A 19,176-nucleotide genomic window follows, 5' to 3' on the forward strand; every position below is an offset into this window, starting at 1 on the left:
GTCCGAGCGGAGCTTCCCCGGCGGGGGGCCAGGGGGCAGCGCCCCGGCGGGGTACGGGGCGGAGCCCCGGGGGATGGGACGGGTAGGGGCGGCGGGGGCGAAAACCCACACCGGCACCCCAAAGACACCGCACCCCAAAGACACCGCACCCCAAAGACACCGCACCCCAAAGACACCGGCACCACCAGCAGGCACCGGCAACAAATTCACCCGCTCCGGCCCCCCGCCGCCAACCGCACGATGTCCACCCGCGACCGAATCCCCAGCTTCCGATACACCCGTGTGAGCGTCGCCTCCACCGTCTTCACGCTGATGAACAGCCGTGCGGCGATCTCACGATTAGTGGCGCCCTCCATGACGAGCGCCGCGACCTGACGCTCCGTCGCGGCGAGGGTGTCGAGCGCCGCGGAGGCCACGGCAGGCGAGGCCGGACCGGCCGTGGCCACCGACTCCACCTGACGCAGCCACGGCAGCGCCCGGCAGCGACGGAACAACCGCGTCGCCTCGTCGTACGAGGTCGGCCCCGGCCGGTGGGTGCGCAGCCCGGCGAGGGCATACGCGGCACGGGCCTCCTCAAGGCCGTAGCCCAGCTTGCCGAGCCGATCCTGAGCCGTGGTCAGCTGACGTACGGCCGGACCCTGTTCGCCGCGCGAGGCCCGTACCAACGCCTCGGCCCGATCGAGCACGGCGAGCACACTCTCACGGCCCAGCCGCAGCGCCCGCACCCGCGTGGCGTCGATGACGTCCTGCGCCTCGACCGGCTCACCGATCCGCACCAGCGCCTCGGCGAGGTCACCGTGCCAGCGGCCGCGGGCGGGGTCGGTGACCCCGAGCCCGTCCTCCAACTCCCGTACCCGCCGCAACGACCGCACCACCGCCGCCGGGTCCCCGGCCACCAGCTGAGCGTGTCCCAGGGCGCCCAGGGCACGCGAGAGATAGACCAGGTCGCCGTCCTCCTCGGCGCGGTCCACGGCCTCCCGGGCCAGCGCCAGCGCCCGGTCGACGTCGCCGCCCGCGGCCTCGGCGAGCGAGGTGAACATGGCGGTGGCGGCCTCGCCGATCCCGGTGTCGCGGGCGAGCCGAAGGCTCTCGCGGGCCAGGTCGAGCGCCCGCCCGCAGTGTCCGGAGCGCAGCTCGGTCTCGGCGAGCCCGCGCAGGAAGTGCACCTCGCTCTCGACCATCCCGCGCCGTCGCACCTCACGCAGCAGTGCGGTGATGGTCGTGCGCGCCTCGGCGAGCTGATCGCTCATGATCAGCCAGCGGAAACGGGCGGCACCGGCGCCGTTGTGATCGCAGGCCACCCGCGCATCCTGCGGTTCGCGCATCGCCCGCTGGATGGTTCCCGGGGCGCCCGGGTGCCCCATCAGCGTCTCCATCTGTGCCTGGAAGCCCAGTGCGAGAAGTTCGGTGGGCCGGTCCCCGGCCCGGGCGGCGAGCTGCGCCGCGCGGGCACCCTCCTCGCGGGCCTTGGCCATCTCGCCGTCCACGAGGAGCGCGCGCCACGCCAGTTGGTAGCGGACGAGGGCGAGCAGCCGAGGGTCGTCGCCCGCGTCCGCGAGCGCCTGTGGGAAGACGGCGTCGATCTCGGCCATGGAGTGACCCGCGGCGTCGATCACGATCATCCAGGCCCGTACGCGGTTCGCGGGCACGGTGGCCCGGGCCAGTACCTGACGCGCGATGTCCCGCGCGATGTCCGTCTCACCGGCCGTCAGCGCGTCCTCGGCCGCTTGCAGTTCGCGCTCCTGCGGGCTCGGCACGGTGCCGGCCGGAGTGTGCCGGGCGGCCAGCAGCCCGAGCCCCGCCGCGACCGACAGCGCGCCGCGATCGCGGGCCGCGGCGGCGGCCTCGCCGAGCCGTGCGGCCACCTGCGGGTCCGTACCGGTCGTGGCCAGGGCGAGGTGGCGGGCCCGCTCGATGGGGTCGGAGGCCGCGGTGGACAGCGCGGCGTGGGCCGCGCGCCGCTCCTGGGGACTGGCCTCCGCGTACAGGGCGGCCGAGATGAGGGGGTGCGCGAACCGGATGCCCGGTGTCTCGCGCTCCGTCGCCAGCAGCCCGAGCGACGCGGCCTGCGCCGTCTCCGCTTCGGCGTTCTCGCGCCCCGCGGCGTGCAGCAGCGCGAGCGTGGGGCGGGCGCCCGCGCTCGCGACGAGCAAGGTGTGGCGGGCCTCGGCGGACAGCGCCTCCAAGCGGCTGAGGACGAGTGCGCGCAGCGAGGTCGGCACGGGCAGCGGTTCGCCGGGGCTCGGCGCGGCCGGACTCTCGGCGAGTGCGCGGCCCAACTCCAGAGCGAAGAACGGGTTGCCGCCGCTGGTGCGGTGGATGTCCCGCACGGTCGATCGGGGCAGCCCGGTGTAGCCGCGGTGACGGAGGAGTTCGGCGACCTGCGCCCGGGACAGCGGGTTGAGCCGCACGGCCAGGGTGTCCGGTGGGGACGCGCGTAGATAGCGGTCGTGCTGCTGATCCTGCGGTTCCGTGTCGGTGCGTACGGCGCACAACATCGTCACGGGCATTTCGCCGAACCGGCGGGCGGCGAAGCCGAGCAGTTCGGCGCTGGCCGGGTCGAGCCACTGCAGGTCGTCGGCGACGATCAGGACCGGGCCCTGCGCGGCCAGCGCCCGGAACACGGACAGCACCGCGAGCCGCAGCGCGAGACCGTCTCGTTGCAGGGTCGATTCGCCGCGGCCGGTGAGTGCGGATTCCAGGGCGGTGCGCTGCGGGGCGGGCAGCCGGTCGGAGACCTCGTCCACCACCAGGCCGAGCAGGTCGGCCAGGGCGAGGAAGGGCAGATGGGATTCGGACTCGGTGGTCGAGCACCGCAACACGGTCCGTGCCGATTCGGCGCATTCCGCGGCCAATGCCCGCAGGAAGGTCGACTTTCCTATTCCCGCCGGGCCGTGCAACAGCACACTGCCTCCGCCGGAGAACTGCTGGCGCGCCCCCGCGAAGAGCTCCTCCCGGCCGATGACGAGGTCGGGGCGGGGTCTCGCAGGTTCCTTGAAGTCCCCTCGCACGCTCACCGCTCCCCTCGCATGTCGTGTCCGGGCCAATATTAGGCAATGACGCTTTGAATTTCGGAGTCTCGGGGTGGTGAGGGAAATAACAGGGCGTTCGCATAATGCATTTCAGGGCGCCGCTGGTTGAATGCCCAGCCGCAGGAGGGGGGCGCGGAGCGGCCGGTTCGGGGAGCGCAGGGTGGTCATAAGGGGCGGGTGGGTGGGAAACCGCCGCGGAGCGGCGAAGAAAGAGGCCGGGGCGCGGCCAACGCCGGGGCAGGGAGCAGCCAATGCCGGGGCGCGGAGCACCAGGAGCCCAGCCGGGCGGCAGGCTACGGCAGCAGGGCGGCCCGACGCGCGGCGACAACCGCCTCACCTCGCGGGTGCGCGCCGAGCTTCCGCGTGCGCCTCGCGCACCGCCTCCCACGCGGGCCCCGTGGCGCGCTGCAGCTGTAGCAGCGCGCCACGTATCTCGCCGCCTCGGCTGCGTCTGCTGCCACTTTCTCCGGTCCTTTCGCCCCTTTGTCGTGGCGTACCCCCGTTCGGGGGTGGTGAGACCTCCATCACGGAATACAGGATGGTAGGCGGCTGTCCGGCAATGAGGAGGACACATGACGGTGACATCGAGCGCCACGGACCGGTTCCGCGCCGCGCGGGACTTCCTGCTGAAGCACCGCGAGGACTACGCGACGGCGTACGAGGGCTTCGACTGGCCCCGACCGGACTCCTTCAACTGGGCGCTCGACTGGTTCGACGTCATCGCGCGGGGCAACGACCGAACCGCCCTGCACATCGTCGAGGAGAACGGCGAGCGCGCCGAGTTCTCCTTCGCCGCCCTCTCCGAGCGCTCGAACCGGGTGGCGAACTGGCTGCGCGCGCGAGGCGTCGGAGCCGAGGACCGCATCCTTGTCATGCTCGGCAACCAGGTCGAACTGTGGGAGACCGCCCTCGCCGCGATGAAGCTGCGCGCCGTCGTCATCCCGGCGACCACGCTGCTCGGCCCCGTCGACCTGCGCGACCGTGTCGAGCGCGGGCGCGTCCGGCATGTCGTCGTCGGCGCGGAGGACGCCGGGAAGTTCGACGAGGTGCCCGGCGGCTACACCCGGATCACGGTCGGCGGTTCGCAACCCGGTTCGAGGCCCGGATGGCAGTCGTACGAGGAGGCGTACGCCGCCGACGGGGCCTTCGAGCCCGACGGTGTCACCCACTCGGACGACCCTCTGATGCTCTACTTCACCTCCGGCACCACCGCCCGCCCCAAACTCGTCGAGCACACCCACGCCTCCTACCCGATCGGCCATCTGGCGACGATGTACTGGATCGGGCTCGAACCCGGCGACGTGCACCTGAACATCTCCTCGCCCGGCTGGGCCAAGCACGCCTGGTCCAACCTCTTCGCGCCCTGGAACGCGGAGGCGACCGTCTTCATCCACAACTACACGCGCTTCGACCCGGGCCGGCTGATGGCGGAGATGGACCGGGCGGGGGTGACGACGTTCTGTGCGCCGCCCACCGTGTGGCGGATGCTCATCCAGGCCGATCTGACGCAGTTGCGGACCCCGCCGCGTGAGGCCGTCGCCGCCGGGGAGCCCTTGAACCCCGAGGTCATCGAGCGGGTCCGGAGTGCCTGGGGCGTCACCATCCGGGACGGCTTCGGCCAGACCGAGACGGCCGTCCAGGTTTCCAACAGCCCGGGGCAGCAGCTCAAGACGGGGTCCATGGGGCGGCCCAGCCCCGGCTTCCGCGTCGAACTCCTCGACCCGGTGTCGGGTGCGCCGGGGGCGGCCGAAGGGGAGATCGCCCTCGATCTGTCGGGGAAACCGGTCGGTCTGATGACCGGTTACCACGGCGACCCGGACCGCACCGCCGAGGCCATGGCGGGCGGCTACTACCGCACCGGCGACATCGGCTCCCGCGACGCCGACGGCTACATCACGTACGTGGGCCGCGCGGACGACGTATTCAAGGCGTCCGACTACAAGATCTCGCCGTTCGAGCTGGAGAGTGCGCTCCTGGAGCACGAGGCGGTGGCGGAAGCGGCCGTGGTCCCGGCCCCCGACGAGCTGCGGCTCGCCGTTCCGAAGGCGTACGTCGTCCTGGCGGCGGGCTACGAGCCGGGCCCCGACCTTGCGAAGGTGCTCTTCGAACACTCGCGCACGGTCCTCGCGCCGTACAAGCGCATCCGCCGCCTGGAGTTCGGCGACCTTCCCAAGACCGTGTCCGGCAAGATCCGCCGGATCGAGCTGCGCGAGGCCACGGCCGCGGGCTCGTCGGACGAGTACCGCGAGGAGGACTTCCGGTGAGCGAGCAGATGCGCGAGAGGTCGAGCGAGTCGCCGAGTGGGCCGGCGGGCGAGCGGTCGAGCGAGTTGCCGAGTGGGCCGGCGGGCGAGCGGTCGAGCGAGTTGTCGTACGCGCACGGCACGAGCGGGACGACCCTGCTCGGGGACACGATCGGGGCCAACCTGGACCGGGCGGTCGAGGCCTGGCCGGACCGTGAGGCGCTCGTCGACATGCCGTCCGGGCGGCGCTGGACCTACGCCCAATTCGCCGCGGACGTCGACCGGTTGGCGTACGCACTGCTCGCGAGCGGGGTCGCCAAGGGTGACCGGGTGGGAATCTGGGCGATCAACTGCCCGGAGTGGGTGCTCGTCCAGTACGCCACCGCCCGCATCGGCGCCGTCATGGTCAACATCAACCCCGCCTACCGCACCCATGAGGTCGAGTACGTCCTCAACCAGGCCGGAATCTCCCTGCTCTTCGCCTCTCTCAGCCACAAGGCGAGCGACTACCGGTCGATGGTCGAGCAAGTGCGCCGCACATGCCCGCAGTTGCGGGAGACCGTATTCATCGGCGACCCGAGCTGGGACGCGCTGATCGGGCGCGGGACGCCCGACCTGTACGAGGACTTCCGGACCCGTGGGAGCGAACTGTCCTGCGACGACCCGATCAACATCCAGTACACCTCGGGGACCACGGGCTTCCCCAAGGGGGCCACCCTCTCCCACCACAACATCCTCAACAATGGTTATTTCGTGGGCGAGTTGGTCGCCTACACGGAGCAGGACCGGATCTGCATCCCCGTCCCGTACTACCACTGCTTCGGCATGGTGATGGGCAACCTCGCGGCGACCTCGCACGGCGCGTGCATGGTCATTCCGGCACCCTCCTTCGACCCGGCGGCGACGCTCCGCGCGGTCCAGGACGAGCGCTGCACCTCGCTGTACGGCGTACCGACCATGTTCATCGCGGAGTTGAACCTTCCCGACTTCGCGACGTACGACCTGTCGTCGCTGCGGACCGGCATCATGGCGGGCTCGCCGTGCCCGGTCGAGGTGATGAAGCGGGTGGTCGCCGAGATGCACATGGAGGAGGTCTCCATCTGCTACGGCATGACGGAGACCTCACCGGTGTCGCTGCAGACCCGCAGGGACGACGACCTGGAGCATCGCACGGGCACCGTCGGCCGGGTGCTCCCGCACCTCGAGGTGAAGGTCGTCGACCCGGTGGACGGCGTGACCCGGCCCCGGGGCACCCCCGGAGAGCTGTGCACCCGCGGCTACAGCGTGATGCTCGGCTACTGGAACGAGCCCGAGAAGACCGCCGAGGCCGTCGACGCGGGGCGCTGGATGCACACCGGCGACCTCGCGGTGATGCGCGAGGACGGCTACGTCGAGATCGTCGGCCGCATCAAGGACATGATCATCCGGGGTGGCGAGAACATCTACCCGCGGGAGATCGAGGAGTTTCTCTACGCCCATCCGAAGATCGCCGACGTCCAGGTGGTCGGGGTACCCCATGAGCGGTACGGCGAGGAGGTGCTCGCTTGCGTGATCCCGCGCGACCTGGCTGACCCGCTGACCCTCGAACAGCTGCGGGCCTTCTGCGAAGGGCGGTTGGCACACTACAAGATCCCCAGTCGGCTGCGGATCCTGGAGTCCTTCCCGATGACAGTCAGCGGGAAGGTGCGGAAGGTCGAGCTGCGGGAGCCGTACGCCGACTAGGACCTGTCCGGTCGATCACGGCGGAGACACGGGGTGGCGGTGACATCAGCCGCTCCGCGGCGGGCGCGCATCTGCGGCGTTGTCGTCGGTTGCCGACTCCCCCCAAGTTCTCGGCTTCGCTCGAACAGGGGGGGACCTCCATCGCGTCGACGCCCTCCTCCGCCTTGCAGCTGCGCGCACCACACCCCGCTCACCGGCATCGGACAGGCGCCGCTGCTTTCCTCCACCGTGATCGACCGGACAGGTCCTAGGACTCGCCGACCTGTCTCGTCATGCCGACCTCGCTGCCCATGTCGGCCGGCCTCCTCACGTCGATCGCCCTGTGCATACAGACACGCGGCCATCTGCCGAGGCCGTGCTCGGTCTCCGCGGTGCGGATCCTCCGTAGCCCCGGGGTGAGTTCGGTTTCCTCGAGGACGCGGAACCCGATGCGCAGGTAGTACGGAGCGTTCCAGGGGACGTCCGCGAAGGTGGTCAGCGTCAGACCGGCCAGGCCCTCCTCGCGCGCGTGGTCGGCGGCGCACGCGAGGAGGGTCCGGCCCACACCCCGGCGCGCGGCCTCCGGGTGGACCGAGACCTGTTCGACGTGCAGCGAGCCGTCCACCGGCTCGGCGATCAGATACGCGCGAGGGCGGCCCCTGTCCTCGACCCCGTCCTCGACGGCGACCCAGGCGCGGCCCGCCCGCCGGTAGCGGTCGAGCTGTTCGAGGGCGGGCGGCTCGTCGTCGGCGATGTCGTCCATGCCCAGGGCCCGGAACGGTTCACCCGCGGCGCGTTCGATGTCCTGGAGGGCCGCGAGTTCGGCGATGACGGCGTGGCGGATGCGCATACGTCGATTGTGCTGGGTGTCAGGCTCCGGCCGCGATGAGTTTGTCCGCGTGGCTGTTCACCGGCTGTGGGGTGCCCGTGAGGTCGAGGACGAAGAGGGCGACGCCGAGGGCGTCGGCGCGGAGTCGGGCGTCGTCCGCGTAGCCGGCGAGGGAGAAGTAGACGCATCCCGTGGATTCCGCCATGGCCGTCAGCCACAGGCACTCCACGTCGCGCAGAGAGGCCGGGCGGACGGTGGGGTCCACCTGGGCCAGGATTCCCCGGGTCGCGAGGCCGATTCCCGACGGGGGGCGCTGGTCAGCCCTGCGGATGTCGCCGTAGCCGAGCCACCGCAGGTACAGCGCGGCCGCCGTGACGGCGTCCCGGGCGGTGCGGATGGTGACCGGCTGGAACGCCGGGCGGTGTGTCGGGGCGGCGCTGGGGAGGGGGACGTGGTCGGGATGGACGGGGGATCTGGGGGCGGCGGGCGCGCGGTCGCCCGGGACGGAGCCGGGAGAGGCCGGTGACGTCTCGCCGGTGCCGGGCGTGACCTCCGCGCGCAGGGGGCGCCGTACCCCTCGTACCGGAATCCGCAGCGTGGTTCCGCAGGAGCAGCCCAGTTCGGGATGGGGCCACTGGTCCTCGCGGCCGCAGCTGTCGCAGGGGACCGTGACCCAGTCCTCGTCCCAGGTGCGGTGGGTGACCGGTGCGGGGTCCGCGAGGCGGTCGAGCGGGGGCGTGACGGGGGCGCCGCACGCGCAGGGGTACGACGGCGCGGCGAAGAGATGCTCGCGACGGCAGGCCGGACACCGCACCGGCACGCTCTCGGACATGGGCCACTCCAGCACGTCACGTCGGGACAGCGTGACCATCGTCCTCCAGGGACAAGGCCTCCGACAGCGAAACGGTCCGACAACACCACATCTGCCCCCTTGTGGATCCCGCCCCGTGCCCACCCTTGACGCTCCTTGGCACGCCACCTACATTATTTCCAGATGGTAGAAGTTAGTTTCCGTAATGTGGAATCTATGTAGCCGAAGTCGGAGTACTCCATGGCTCGTATGACCGCTGCCCGCGCGGCAGTCGAGATCCTCAAGCGCGAGGGCGTCAGCAACGCGTTCGGCGTCCCGGGCGCGGCGATCAACCCCTTCTACGCGGCGCTCCAGGCCTCCGGCGGGATCCATCACACGCTCGCCCGCCATGTCGAGGGCGCCTCGCACATGGCGGAGGGCTACACCCGGACCCACCCGGGCAACATCGGCGTCTGTGTCGGTACGTCGGGACCGGCCGGTACCGACATGATCACCGGCCTCTACTCCGCCATCGGAGACTCGATCCCGATCCTCTGCATCACCGGCCAGGCGCCGACCGCCGTGATCCACAAAGAGGACTTCCAGGCCGTCGACATCGCCTCGATCGCCAAACCGGTGACCAAGATGGCGGTCACCGTACTGGAGGCCGCACAGGTCCCCGGCGTCTTCCAGCAGGCCTTCCATCTCATGCGCTCCGGCCGCCCGGGCCCGGTCCTCATCGATCTGCCCGTCGACGTCCAGCTCACCGAGATCGAGTTCGACCCGGAGGCGTACGAGCCGCTCCAGGTGTACAAGCCCGCCGCCACCCGCGCCCAGATCGAGAAGGCGCTCGCACTCCTCAACGAGTCCGAGCGCCCGCTGATCGTCGCCGGCGGCGGTGTCATCAACGCCGATGCCTGTGAACTCCTTGTCGAATTCGCCGAGTTGGTCGATATCCCGGTCGTCCCGACCCTGATGGGCTGGGGCGTCCTGCCCGACGACCACGAGCTCAACGCCGGCATGGTCGGCCTGCAGACCTCGCACCGCTACGGCAACGCGACCTTCCTGGAGTCCGACTTCGTCCTCGGCATCGGCAACCGCTGGGCCAACCGCCACACCGGCAAGCTGGACGTCTACACGGCGGGCCGCACCTTCGTGCACGTCGACATCGAGCCCACCCAGCTCGGCCGGATCTTCGCCCCGGACTACGGCATCGCGTCCGACGCGAAGGCCGCGCTGGAGCTGTTCGTCGAGGTCGCACGCGAACTGAAGGCACAGGGCCGGCTCCCCGACCGCGCCGCGTGGGCCGCGTCCGCGCAGCGGCGCAGGGCGACCCTCCAGCGCCGTACGCACTTCGACGACATCCCGATCAAGCCGCAGCGTGTCTACGAGGAGATGAACAAGGCCTTCGGCCCGGAAACCCGGTACGTCTCCACCATCGGCCTCTCACAGATCGCCGGCGCCCAGATGCTGCACGTCTACCGGCCACGCCACTGGATCAACTGCGGCCAGGCGGGCCCGCTCGGCTGGACCGTCCCGGCCGCGCTCGGTGTCGCCACGGCCGACCCTCAGGCGCAGGTCGTCGCGCTCTCCGGCGACTACGACTTCCAGTTCATGATCGAGGAACTGGCCGTCGGAGCCCAGCACCGGATCCCGTACGTCCATGTCCTGGTGAACAACTCCTATCTGGGCCTGATCCGTCAGGCGCAGCGGGCGTTCGACATCGACTTCCAGGTCAAGCTGGAGTTCGAGAACATCAACTCGCCCGAGCTCGGCGTCTACGGCGTCGACCACGTCAAGGTCGTCGAGGGTCTCGGGTGCAAGGCGATCCGCGTCACCGACCCGGCCGAGCTGGGCACCGCCTTCGAGCAGGCCAAGAAGCTTGCCGCGGAACATCGGGTGCCGGTCGTCGTGGAGGCGATCCTGGAGCGCGTCACCAATATCTCGATGTCCACGACGAACGACATCGGCAACGTCGTCGAGTTCGAGGAGATCGCGACCGAGCCGGGCCATGCGCCCACCTCGATCAGGACGCTGAAGATCTGACGCGCGACGGTCGGGTCGGCGTACGACCGCCGGCTCGGCGTATGACGGCCGGTTCGGCGTACGACCGCCGAGGGGCGGCTCGATCCGGGGGGAGAGCCGCCCCTTCGGCCTGCCCGGGCGTGCCCGGACAGGCCGAAGGACGTCCCCCGTGACGGGGCCCGCCGCCCCCGTGTCGGCGGGCCCCGTGTGCTGACAATGTGCCCACACCCGGGGTGAGTTGAAGCCCCTGGGGCCGTGTTCAGAGCTTGATTTGAGGATTCCGTAGGCCTCGTACGTCCGGTGGGGTACGCCGGGGGTGCCCGGGGCGTGTCCTCACGGGGTCGGGTGCTCGGTCAGCCCCGGCCAGTCGTCGGGACCGCCGCCCTGCCAGTCGATGATGTCGCTCTCCTCGACCTCGATCTCGTCGAGGTCGACGTCGGCCCGCCGCAGAATCTCGACCACGTCGTCGAGGTGATAGGCGATACCGAGGGTGTCGTCACCCGAGGTGACCCGCCGCGACCCGTCCAGACCCGGGGTGTGCACGACGATGCTGGGATAGTCCATGCCCTCAGGCTCCTGCGCCACGGCGGAATCCGCACCCGGAGCGCACGGCGGAGCGCCGTGTACGGGAGTGTCCGTACGCGGCGCTCCGGGCCGGTCAGCTGTGAAGTTGTCCATCGGTTGGTCAGTCGATCGTGCCGTGTGCCCTGCCGTGTGGCTGGGACCGCGGCGGGTGCGACGGAACCGGGGCCGGCCTTCCCTCAGGTCGAGAAGGGGGCCTCGGGACCTTCACCACCGCACTGGCTCGCAGGGCCGCCGCGGTCCTCGCCGTGCCCGCGCGGTGCCGGGCGGCCACCCCTAAGACCGACCGGCAATGGAGGGCGGCGTCGCGGGGTCCGGCACGCACATCTGCCGCGTTGTCGTCGGTCGCGATGGCTCCGCCATCACTCCCTCCTCCGCCTTGCAGCTGCACGCACCAGACCCCGCTCCTTCTCCCACCCTCCCATTGCCGGTCGGTCTAAATCCGGGCCGCTCGGTCGTCGCGGGCTGCGCGCACGGCCCTGATATTCCGTCAGGGACGCACGCGGGCCCAGGAATTCGGTTGTGGTGGTTCCGGGCGGCGCCGCCGCCTGGGCGCGACAGGACAGATGTCGGCGATGGCGCCGCCCGGAGGTCTCAGAGCTGGGCGCCGGAGAGGCGCTCCACGGCCCGCAGCAGGGCCGAGTGGTCCAGGCCGCCGTCGCCCTGCGCACGTAGGCTGGCGACCAGCTGGGCGACCACGGCGCCGACCGGCAGCGCCGCGCCGACGTTGCGGGCCGCGTCCGTGACGATGCCCATGTCCTTGTGGTGCAGGTCGATGCGGAAGCCCGGCTTGAAGTCGCGGTTCAGGAAGTTGTCCTTCTTGCGGCTCAGCACGGTGGAGCCCGCGAGCCCGCCGCCCAGGACATCCAGCGCCGCCTTCAGGTCCACGCCCGACTTCTCCAGGAAGACCACGGCTTCGGCGCACGCCTGGATGTTCACGGCGACGATCAGCTGGTTGGCGGCCTTCACGGTCTGGCCGGAGCCGTGCGGACCGCAGAGCACGATGGTCTTGCCGAGCGCCTGGAAGATCGGCTCTGCCGCGTCGAAGTCGGCCTGCTCGCCCCCGACCATGATCGACAGGACGGCCTCGACGGCACCGGCCTCGCCGCCGGACACGGGAGCGTCGAGCACGCGGATGCCCTTCACGGCGGCGGTTTGCGCGAGGTCCATGGAGGTCTGCGGCGTGATCGAGGACATGTCGATCAGCAGCGCGCCGGACCTCGCGTTCTCCAGGATGCCGTCGGGGCCGTACGCGATGGCCTCGACCTGCGGGGAGGCGGGCACCATCGTGATCACGACGTCGGCGTCGCGCACGGCCTCGGCGATCGAGCCGGTGGCCGTACCGCCGGCCGCGGCCAGCCGCTCCAGCTTGTCCTGCTCCAGCGTGAAGCCCGTGACGTCGTACCCGGCCTTGATCAGGTTCTCCGACATGGGGGAGCCCATGATGCCGAGCCCGATCCACGCGATCTTGGGAAGGTTGCTGCTCATGCGGGTGCCTCTCTGACTGCTGTGCTACGTCTGGGGGTTGCCGCGCGCCGCGCGGGCCTCGTGGGGGAGCCAGTCGAAGGACTCGGCGCTCGGGCGGTCGCCCGGCTTGTACTCCAGGCCGACCCAGCCCTCGTAACCGGCCTTCGCGAGCTGGTCGAGGAGGTCCTCCAGCGGGAGGGTGCCGGTGCCCGGGGCGCCGCGGCCGGGGTTGTCGGCGATCTGTACGTGGCCGGTCCTGGCGGTGTACCGCTCGATGATCGAGGACAGGTCCTCGCCGTTCATGGACAGGTGGTACAGGTCCATGAGGAACTTGGCGTTGCCGAGACCGGTCGCCTCGTTGACCTTGTCGACGACGGCGATGCCCGCCGGGGCGGTCACCAGCGGGTAGCGCGGGGACTCCGGCTTGTTGAGGGTCTCGATCAGGAGCACCGCGCCGATCCGGTCGGCGGCCCGGGCCGCGAGGGCCAGGTTCTCCAGCGCGAGCGCGTCCTGCTCTGTCGGGTCCACGCCGTCGACGCGGTTGCCGTACAGGGCGTTGAGGGCCTTGCAGCCGAGCGCCCCGGCGAAGTCCGCCGCCACGTCGATGTTGGCGCGGAACCTCTCCGACTCCACCCCCGGGATCGACAGTGCGCCCCGATCCGGTCCGGGCAGTTGCCCGGCGTAGAAGTTCAGGCCCGTGAGCTGGACGCCCGCGTCCTCGATCGCCTGCTTCAGGGCGTCGAGCCCGGGCCGCTCGGGGGTGGGGGAGTCGACCCAGGGCCACCACAGCTCGACCGCGGTGAAACCCGCCTCGGCGGCGGCCGCGGGGCGCTCCAGAAGCGGGAGTTCCGTGAAGAGGATCGACAGGTTGACGTTGAAGCGCTGGTCTGCAAATCCCATCGGGGCGGGCGCTCCCTTCTGTGCTGGTGCCGCCGAACCGGCGGCTGCGTCCCGGACATCTTCGCTACTTCCGCATTACGGAAGTTCTTTTCTGCTTAATGGAAGATTGCCGCCGGACGTCGGGGCTTGTCAAGAGGGGGCCGCCGGAAATCCCCGCCGTCCGTGGCCGGCCCCGCCGACCCGGTCGGCACGCGAAAAGCCGTACCCATCCGAACTGCGGATGGGTACGGCTCACGGGTGCGCGGTGGCGCGGCCGGGTGGATCAGTTGTCGTGGTGGAGGGTGTCGTCCTCGTCCATGGTCGGGGGTGGGTCGTGGCGTCCGGCAGGTTCAGGAACGTCGCGATGGGTACGGGAGCCGACGCGAGTGGTCAGCGGGCGGTGCCGAAGTCCTGCGTCCAGTAGTCGTTGGGCTGCGCGAGGCCGACGCCGATCTCCTTGAAATCGCAGTTCAGGATATTTTCCTTGTGGCCGGGGCTGGACATCCAGCCCGCCATGACCTCCTCGGGGGTGGAGTACCCGTACGCGACGTTCTCGCCGTAGGTGCTCCAGGTGTAGCCGGCGGCCGTGATCCGCTGGGACGGATCCGAACCGTCGGAACCCGTGTGCGACATGTTGCTGTGGCTCGCCATGTCCGCGCTGTGATCCTGGGCGGCCTTCGAGAGCTTCGCGTTCAGAGTCACCGGGGAGCAGCCGGCCTTGCTGCGCTCGCTGTTGACCAGGGCCACGACCTGAGCCACGGCGCCGGATGCCGGGGCCGCCGTCTCGGAGGCGCTCGGGGAAGCGGCGGCGGTCTCCTCGGGCGCGGCGGCTGGCGTCGAGGCGGGCGCAGGCGCTGCCGTCGAGGCGGGCGCGGTGGGCGCGGTCGAGGTGGGGGCGGCGGCCGCGGTCGAGGCGGGTGCGGCGGCTTCCTGTGAAGCCGGCGTGGTGGCCTCCGAAGCCGGCGCGGTGGCTTCCTGCGAATTCTGCCTCGGGGACTGCGAGGACCACTTGCCGCCCTCCCACCGCTTCTCCGAGGACGTGTTCTTCCAGTTCTTCCACTGACCGTAGGACTCGGTGTTCTCGGAGCCCTGGTCGTTCAGACAGGCCATGGCGGCGGACGGCACTGCCAGCGCGCCCAGCGCGACGGCGGCGATGGTTATCTGCCGATGGCGGGTCTTCCTGCGGTGCTTGCTCATGCGGACCTCTCTCGGCCGTTGCGGAAGCGCCTCCGGTGGGGTCTGCTCCGGCACGGACGGTGTGCCTGAGCTGCGGCGACGCATGCTGGGGCCGTCATTGTTAAAACCTGAGTGAGTGAGCGGCAACGAGCGCCACTACTACCCGGCCTCGTAGGCCCCGAACGCCCTTGAATCGGGCGCACGGGTGTGCCGACCCGGCTCACTGGAAAGCGGCGAGGCCTGGCGCTCCGTCAGGAAGCCCCATGTGCCCGGCGAGCGGAGTGAAGGAACCGGGTGGAGCGCATACCTTTGGATCATGTGTTCCGTATGTCTGTTTCCGGGCGGCAAGTCTGCCTATATCGCCCAAGTGCCATGTACTACCGGACCCCGTTGATACGGGAAGTCGGCGTGATGGATGTCACTTCGCGTCGCTGCAACCATTCCCGACGGCGGTATCCGCGAGAGCGCGTGAGACGACGAAGCCCCGCCGGAATGCGAGGCATCGGCGGGGCTTCTGCGCGCGGCGGACTTCGCTGCGTTCCGCCAGGGCCTGTCGTTTGGATCACGCCGCGGACGCGGGGTCTGGCACGCGCGTCTGCGGCGACAAGGCAGCGTCGATTCCCCGCGACCTGATCCAAACGACAGGCCCTGGTTCACCAGCGGGGTGACTTCTTCTCGTACGAGGGATCGATGCGGCGCATGTAGCCGGTGTCATCGCGGTTGCGCAGGCCGCAGGCGCGGTACTGCTCGTGCAGACGGGCGAGGGCGTCGCGGTCGAGCCGGACGCCGAGGCCGGGCCCGCGGGGCACGCGAACGGCGCCGTCGGTGAAGGCGAGCGTGCCGGGCTGGACGACGTCCTCGGTCTTCCAGGGCCAGTGCGTGTCGCACGCATAGGTGAGGTTGGGGGTGGCGGCGGCGAGGTGGGTCATGGCGGCGAGGCTGATGCCGAGGTGGGAGTTGGAGTGCATGGACAGGCCGAGGCCGAAGGTGTCGCAGAGGCCGGCGAGGAGCCCGGAGCGGTGCAGCCCACCCCAGTAGTGGTGGTCGGAGAGGACGACTTGCACCGCGTCCTGGTTTACGGCGGACGGCAGTTCGTCGAAGGCGACCACGCACATGTTGGTGGCGAGCGGCATGGGCGCCTCGCGGGCGACGCGGGCCATGCCTTCCTGGCCGGGGGTGGGGTCCTCCAGGTACTCCAGTACGCCGTCCAGGGCGCGGGCGACCTTGACCGAGGTCTCCACGGTCCAGGCGGCGTTGGGGTCCAGGCGCAAGGGGAGCGTGGGAAACGCCTCCCGCAGGGCCAGGACGGCCTCGATCTCCTGCTCGGGCGGCAGTACGCCGCCCTTGAGTTTGATGGCGGTGAAGCCGTACTCCGTGATCATGCGCCGGGCCTGGGCGACAATGCCGTCGGTGTCGAGCGCGGGGCCCCAGTCGTCGGGCTCGGCGCCGGGATGCCCGGCCCACTTGTAGAAAAGGTAGGCGCTGAAGGGGACCTGTTCGCGGACGGCGCCGCCGAGCAGGTCGCTGACAGGGCGTCCGGCCGCATGGCCCTGGATGTCCAGGCAGGCGACCTCGATGGGGGAGAAGATGCGATCCACGGTACTGCTCGTCGTGATCATGCCGGTCAGGCCGTGACCGTCGCTTCCGGAGTCGCCGCCGAGCGCCTGGCTGATCCGATGGCGCATCGCGCCGAGCGCGTGAACGTCCATGCCGACGACGGCGTCGGCGGCCGTCCGCAGCCGGCGCAGGTGGCCCTCGTCGGCGTAGGTCTCGCCCAGTCCGGCCAGGCCCTGGTCGGTGTGGACCTCGACGATCGCGCGTAGGGCGTAGGGCTCGTGGACACCGACCGCGTTGAGGAGAGCGGGGTCCTTGAACGCGATCGGGGTGATGTCGATCCCGGTGATCAGGATGGCGTCGCTCACTGGGCGGCCGCCTCGGTGGGAGCGGCTACCAGAGCCGCACCGGGATTGCCCGTGCCGTCCGGGAAACGGGCGCCGTTCAGCGAATCGTCAGCGATGAAGGGGAGTGCGGGAAAGAACGGAGCGTCCTTGAGCATGAAGCCCCTCTTTGTTTCTGTACGTGAACTCGCAACGTGAATGTGAACAACTGCACTGTAAAAGCCGCTGTTTGAGGTGGTCAAGACATGTGCGCATCTCTCTCCCCGCGACCGATGAGGCCAAGGTCGCCCGCCGTGGCCTTCGCGCAGCCGGCCTGCCTGACGGCGATCGTGATCTTCAGGGCGCCCCCTCCCCACCCGGCCCGGTACACGGCATACTTTGGGCCGCCCGCCCGCGCCCAGGCGGTCCGGCGAGCTCGATACGCACTGACCAGGGGTCCCCGTGACAGCATCCGTATCCATATCCATGCCCGCATCCGTGCCCGCGCTGCCCAGCGGCGTGGACCCGGCGTGGCTGCCGCCCGAGGTGTTCAGCCCGCTGGGTTCCCGGCGCACGCTGATCTCCGGAACGGGCCCGGTGGTGGACACGGTCCACGCGGAGGTGACCTGCGCCTGCACGCGGTTCGGCGGCGAGGTCGTCAGAGCCGCGCGGGCACAGGGCGCGCCGTACGACCTGGTGCTGGAGCTGGGCGAGGACGGCGACCCGGACGGTGTCGGGGACGAGGGGTTCGCGCTGGTGCGGACGGGCGGCGTCACACGGGTGACGGCTGCCGGCCAGGCCGGGCTGCTGTACGGGTTGTTCCACCTGGTGCGGCTCGGCGAGGCGGCCTTCCAGGGCGAACGGGCGCGCGAGGCGCACCGTCCGGCGCTGGCGCTGCGGATGCTGGACCACTGGGACAACATGGCCGTGCATCCGGTCATGGGCCAGGTGGAGCGCGGGTACGCGGGTGGCTCGCTGTTCTGGCGGGACGGCCTGCCACGGGGCTCGCGGGACGAACTGGAGCGGGTGCGCTGGTACGGCAGGCTGCTGGCCGCATGCGGCATCAACGCGGTCGCCGTGAACAACGTGAACGTGCACGAGACCGAGGCGCACCTGCTGACCGACCGCATCGGCGAGGTGGCCGCGATCGCGGACGTGCTGCGCCCGTACGGGATCCGGACGCATCTGTCCGTCTCCTTCGCCGCGCCCGTCGTGCTCGGCGGCCTGCCCACCGCCGATCCGCTGGACGAGGCGGTGCCCGACTGGTGGGCCAGGACGACCGGCCGGGTGTATGCGGCGATACCCGACTTCGGCGGGTATGTGGTGAAGGCTGACTCCGAGGGGCAGCCCGGCCCGTTCAGCTACGGCCGCAGCCACGCGGACGGCGCCAACCTGCTGGCCGCGGCACTCACTCCGTACGGCGGAACGGTGCACTGGCGGGCCTTCGTCTACGACCACCGGCAGGACTGGCGGGACCGGTCGACGGACCGGGCACGTGCGGCCTACGACCACTTCGCCCCGCTGGACGGCGAGTTCGCGCCGAACGCGGTGCTCCAGGTGAAGCACGGGCCGATGGACTTCCAGACACGCGAGCCCCTCTCCCCGGTGATCGGCGCGATGCCGAACACCCGGCTCGCGGTGGAGATACAGGCCACCCAGGAGTACACGGGACAGCAGCGGCACGTGTGCTGGCTCGGGCCGATGTGGAGCGAGGCGCTGCGGTTCAGGCCCGAGGGGGAGGAGGGGCCGAGCGTCGGGGACCTGGCGCGCGGCGGCGGCCTGGTGGCGGTGTCGAACGCCGGTGACGACCCGTTCTGGACCGGCCATCCGCTGGCGCAGGCGAACCTGTACACGGTCGGACGGCTCGCCTGGCAGCCGGACGCGGACCCGCGCGCCGTCCTGGACGAGTGGATCGGGATGACCTTCGTGCCCGAGGAGAGTGCCGATCCCGCGCGGCTGCGCAGTGGGCTGCAGGCAGCCCTGGAGGGCTCCTGGCGGACGTACGAGAAGTACACGGCGCCGCTCGGCGTCGGCTTCATGGTGCAGCCGGGGCACCACTACGGGCCGAGCGTGGACGGCTACGAGTACAGCCCGTGGGGCACGTACCACTTCGCCGACCGGGACGGGGTCGGCGTCGACCGCAGCCGGGCGACCGGCACCGGATTCGCGGGGCAGTACGCGAAACCGTGGGCGGAGGTGTACGAGTTGCCCGAGAGCTGCCCGGACGAGCTGCTGCTCTTCTTCCACCACGTGCCGTACGGACATGTGCTGCACAGCGGTGAAACGGTGATCCAGCACATCTACGACACGCACTTCGAGGGCGTGGAGGAGGTGGAGGAGGCGCACCGGGTGTGGGCCGGGCTCGCGGATCTGGTGGACCCGTCACGCCATGCACGGGCGGCGGAGCGCTACGAGGAGCAGCTCCGCAGCGCCCGCGAGTGGCGCGACCACATCAACACGTACTTCTTCCGGAAGTCCGGCGTGCCGGACGCACGCGGGCGCCGCATCTACTGACGGCACACTGATGGCAGACGGCAGCCCCGGGACCGGTGAAGTCCCGGGGCTGTTGCACGGAC

At 70.7% G+C, this 19,176-nt stretch carries 13 protein-coding genes; 4 read left to right on the forward strand and 9 right to left on the reverse strand.

Features of this window, described 5'->3' with window-relative positions; all coding sequences use genetic code 11:
• Nucleotides 1-206: 206 nt before the first annotated feature.
• Nucleotides 207-3,017: an AAA family ATPase gene (locus AB0D57_RS06485; RefSeq protein WP_362067664.1), complete on the reverse strand. Its 2,811-nt coding sequence runs from the start codon at nt 3,015-3,017 to the stop codon at nt 207-209.
• A 587-nt stretch (nt 3,018-3,604) separates the two neighbouring features.
• Here AB0D57_RS06485 and AB0D57_RS06490 point away from each other — a divergent pair.
• Together AB0D57_RS06490 and AB0D57_RS06495 are read left to right on the forward strand one after the other, a co-directional pair.
• Nucleotides 3,605-5,296, forward strand: a complete 1,692-nt coding sequence (locus AB0D57_RS06490) for an AMP-binding protein (protein ID WP_362067666.1) — start codon at nt 3,605-3,607, stop codon at nt 5,294-5,296.
• Nucleotides 5,293-6,996: an AMP-binding protein gene (locus tag AB0D57_RS06495; protein ID WP_362067668.1), complete on the forward strand. Its 1,704-nt coding sequence runs from the start codon at nt 5,293-5,295 to the stop codon at nt 6,994-6,996. Before AB0D57_RS06490 ends, AB0D57_RS06495 begins: the two co-directional genes overlap by 4 nt.
• A 247-nt stretch (nt 6,997-7,243) precedes the next feature.
• On the opposite strand, the gene AB0D57_RS06500 is transcribed toward AB0D57_RS06495, so the two are convergent.
• Nucleotides 7,244-7,825 carry a GNAT family N-acetyltransferase gene (locus AB0D57_RS06500; RefSeq protein ID WP_362067670.1) on the reverse strand — a complete coding sequence of 194 codons (582 nt, stop codon included), beginning with the start codon at nt 7,823-7,825 and terminating at the stop codon, nt 7,244-7,246.
• Between the two features lie 19 nt (nt 7,826-7,844).
• On the reverse strand, nt 7,845-8,636 hold the full coding sequence (locus AB0D57_RS06505; protein ID WP_362067672.1) for a hypothetical protein: 792 nt from the start codon (nt 8,634-8,636) through the stop codon (nt 7,845-7,847).
• A 219-nt stretch (nt 8,637-8,855) separates the two neighbouring features.
• On the opposite strand from AB0D57_RS06505, the gene gcl reads away from it, so the two are divergent.
• Nucleotides 8,856-10,640, forward strand: coding sequence for a glyoxylate carboligase (gene gcl, locus AB0D57_RS06510; protein WP_362067674.1), 1,785 nt, complete (start codon nt 8,856-8,858; stop codon nt 10,638-10,640).
• A gap of 312 nt (nt 10,641-10,952) precedes the next feature.
• Here gcl and AB0D57_RS06515 read toward each other — a convergent pair whose 3' ends face one another.
• From AB0D57_RS06515 to AB0D57_RS06540, 6 genes are all read right to left on the reverse strand, one after another.
• Nucleotides 10,953-11,183: a hypothetical protein gene (locus tag AB0D57_RS06515; RefSeq protein WP_362067676.1), complete on the reverse strand. Its 231-nt coding sequence runs from the start codon at nt 11,181-11,183 to the stop codon at nt 10,953-10,955.
• Between the two features lie 612 nt (nt 11,184-11,795).
• On the reverse strand, nt 11,796-12,689 hold the full coding sequence (locus tag AB0D57_RS06520; RefSeq protein ID WP_362067678.1) for a 2-hydroxy-3-oxopropionate reductase: 894 nt from the start codon (nt 12,687-12,689) through the stop codon (nt 11,796-11,798).
• Between the two features lie 24 nt (nt 12,690-12,713).
• The gene (locus AB0D57_RS06525) at nt 12,714-13,568 is read right to left on the reverse strand and encodes a TIM barrel protein (RefSeq protein WP_362067680.1); all 855 of its coding nucleotides are present in this window, start codon (nt 13,566-13,568) and stop codon (nt 12,714-12,716) included.
• Nucleotides 13,569-13,937: 369 nt separating this feature from the next.
• Nucleotides 13,938-14,744 carry a CAP domain-containing protein gene (locus AB0D57_RS06530; RefSeq protein ID WP_362067682.1) on the reverse strand — a complete coding sequence of 269 codons (807 nt, stop codon included), beginning with the start codon at nt 14,742-14,744 and terminating at the stop codon, nt 13,938-13,940.
• 632 nt (nt 14,745-15,376) lie between these two features.
• Nucleotides 15,377-16,645, reverse strand: coding sequence for a glucarate dehydratase family protein (locus tag AB0D57_RS06535; RefSeq protein ID WP_362067684.1), 1,269 nt, complete (start codon nt 16,643-16,645; stop codon nt 15,377-15,379).
• Nucleotides 16,642-16,779 (reverse strand): hypothetical protein, encoded by a 138-nt coding sequence (locus AB0D57_RS06540; RefSeq protein ID WP_362067686.1) that lies wholly within the window; start codon nt 16,777-16,779, stop codon nt 16,642-16,644. Before AB0D57_RS06540 ends, AB0D57_RS06535 begins: the two co-directional genes overlap by 4 nt.
• A 307-nt stretch (nt 16,780-17,086) precedes the next feature.
• Between AB0D57_RS06540 and AB0D57_RS06545 the strand changes: the two genes are divergently transcribed.
• Nucleotides 17,087-19,114, forward strand: a complete 2,028-nt coding sequence (locus AB0D57_RS06545; protein ID WP_362067721.1) for an alpha-glucuronidase — start codon at nt 17,087-17,089, stop codon at nt 19,112-19,114.
• Nucleotides 19,115-19,176: the final 62 nt, after the last annotated feature.

The organism is Streptomyces sp. NPDC048275 (assembly GCF_040652275.1).
Lineage (GTDB): Bacteria > Actinomycetota > Actinomycetes > Streptomycetales > Streptomycetaceae > Streptomyces.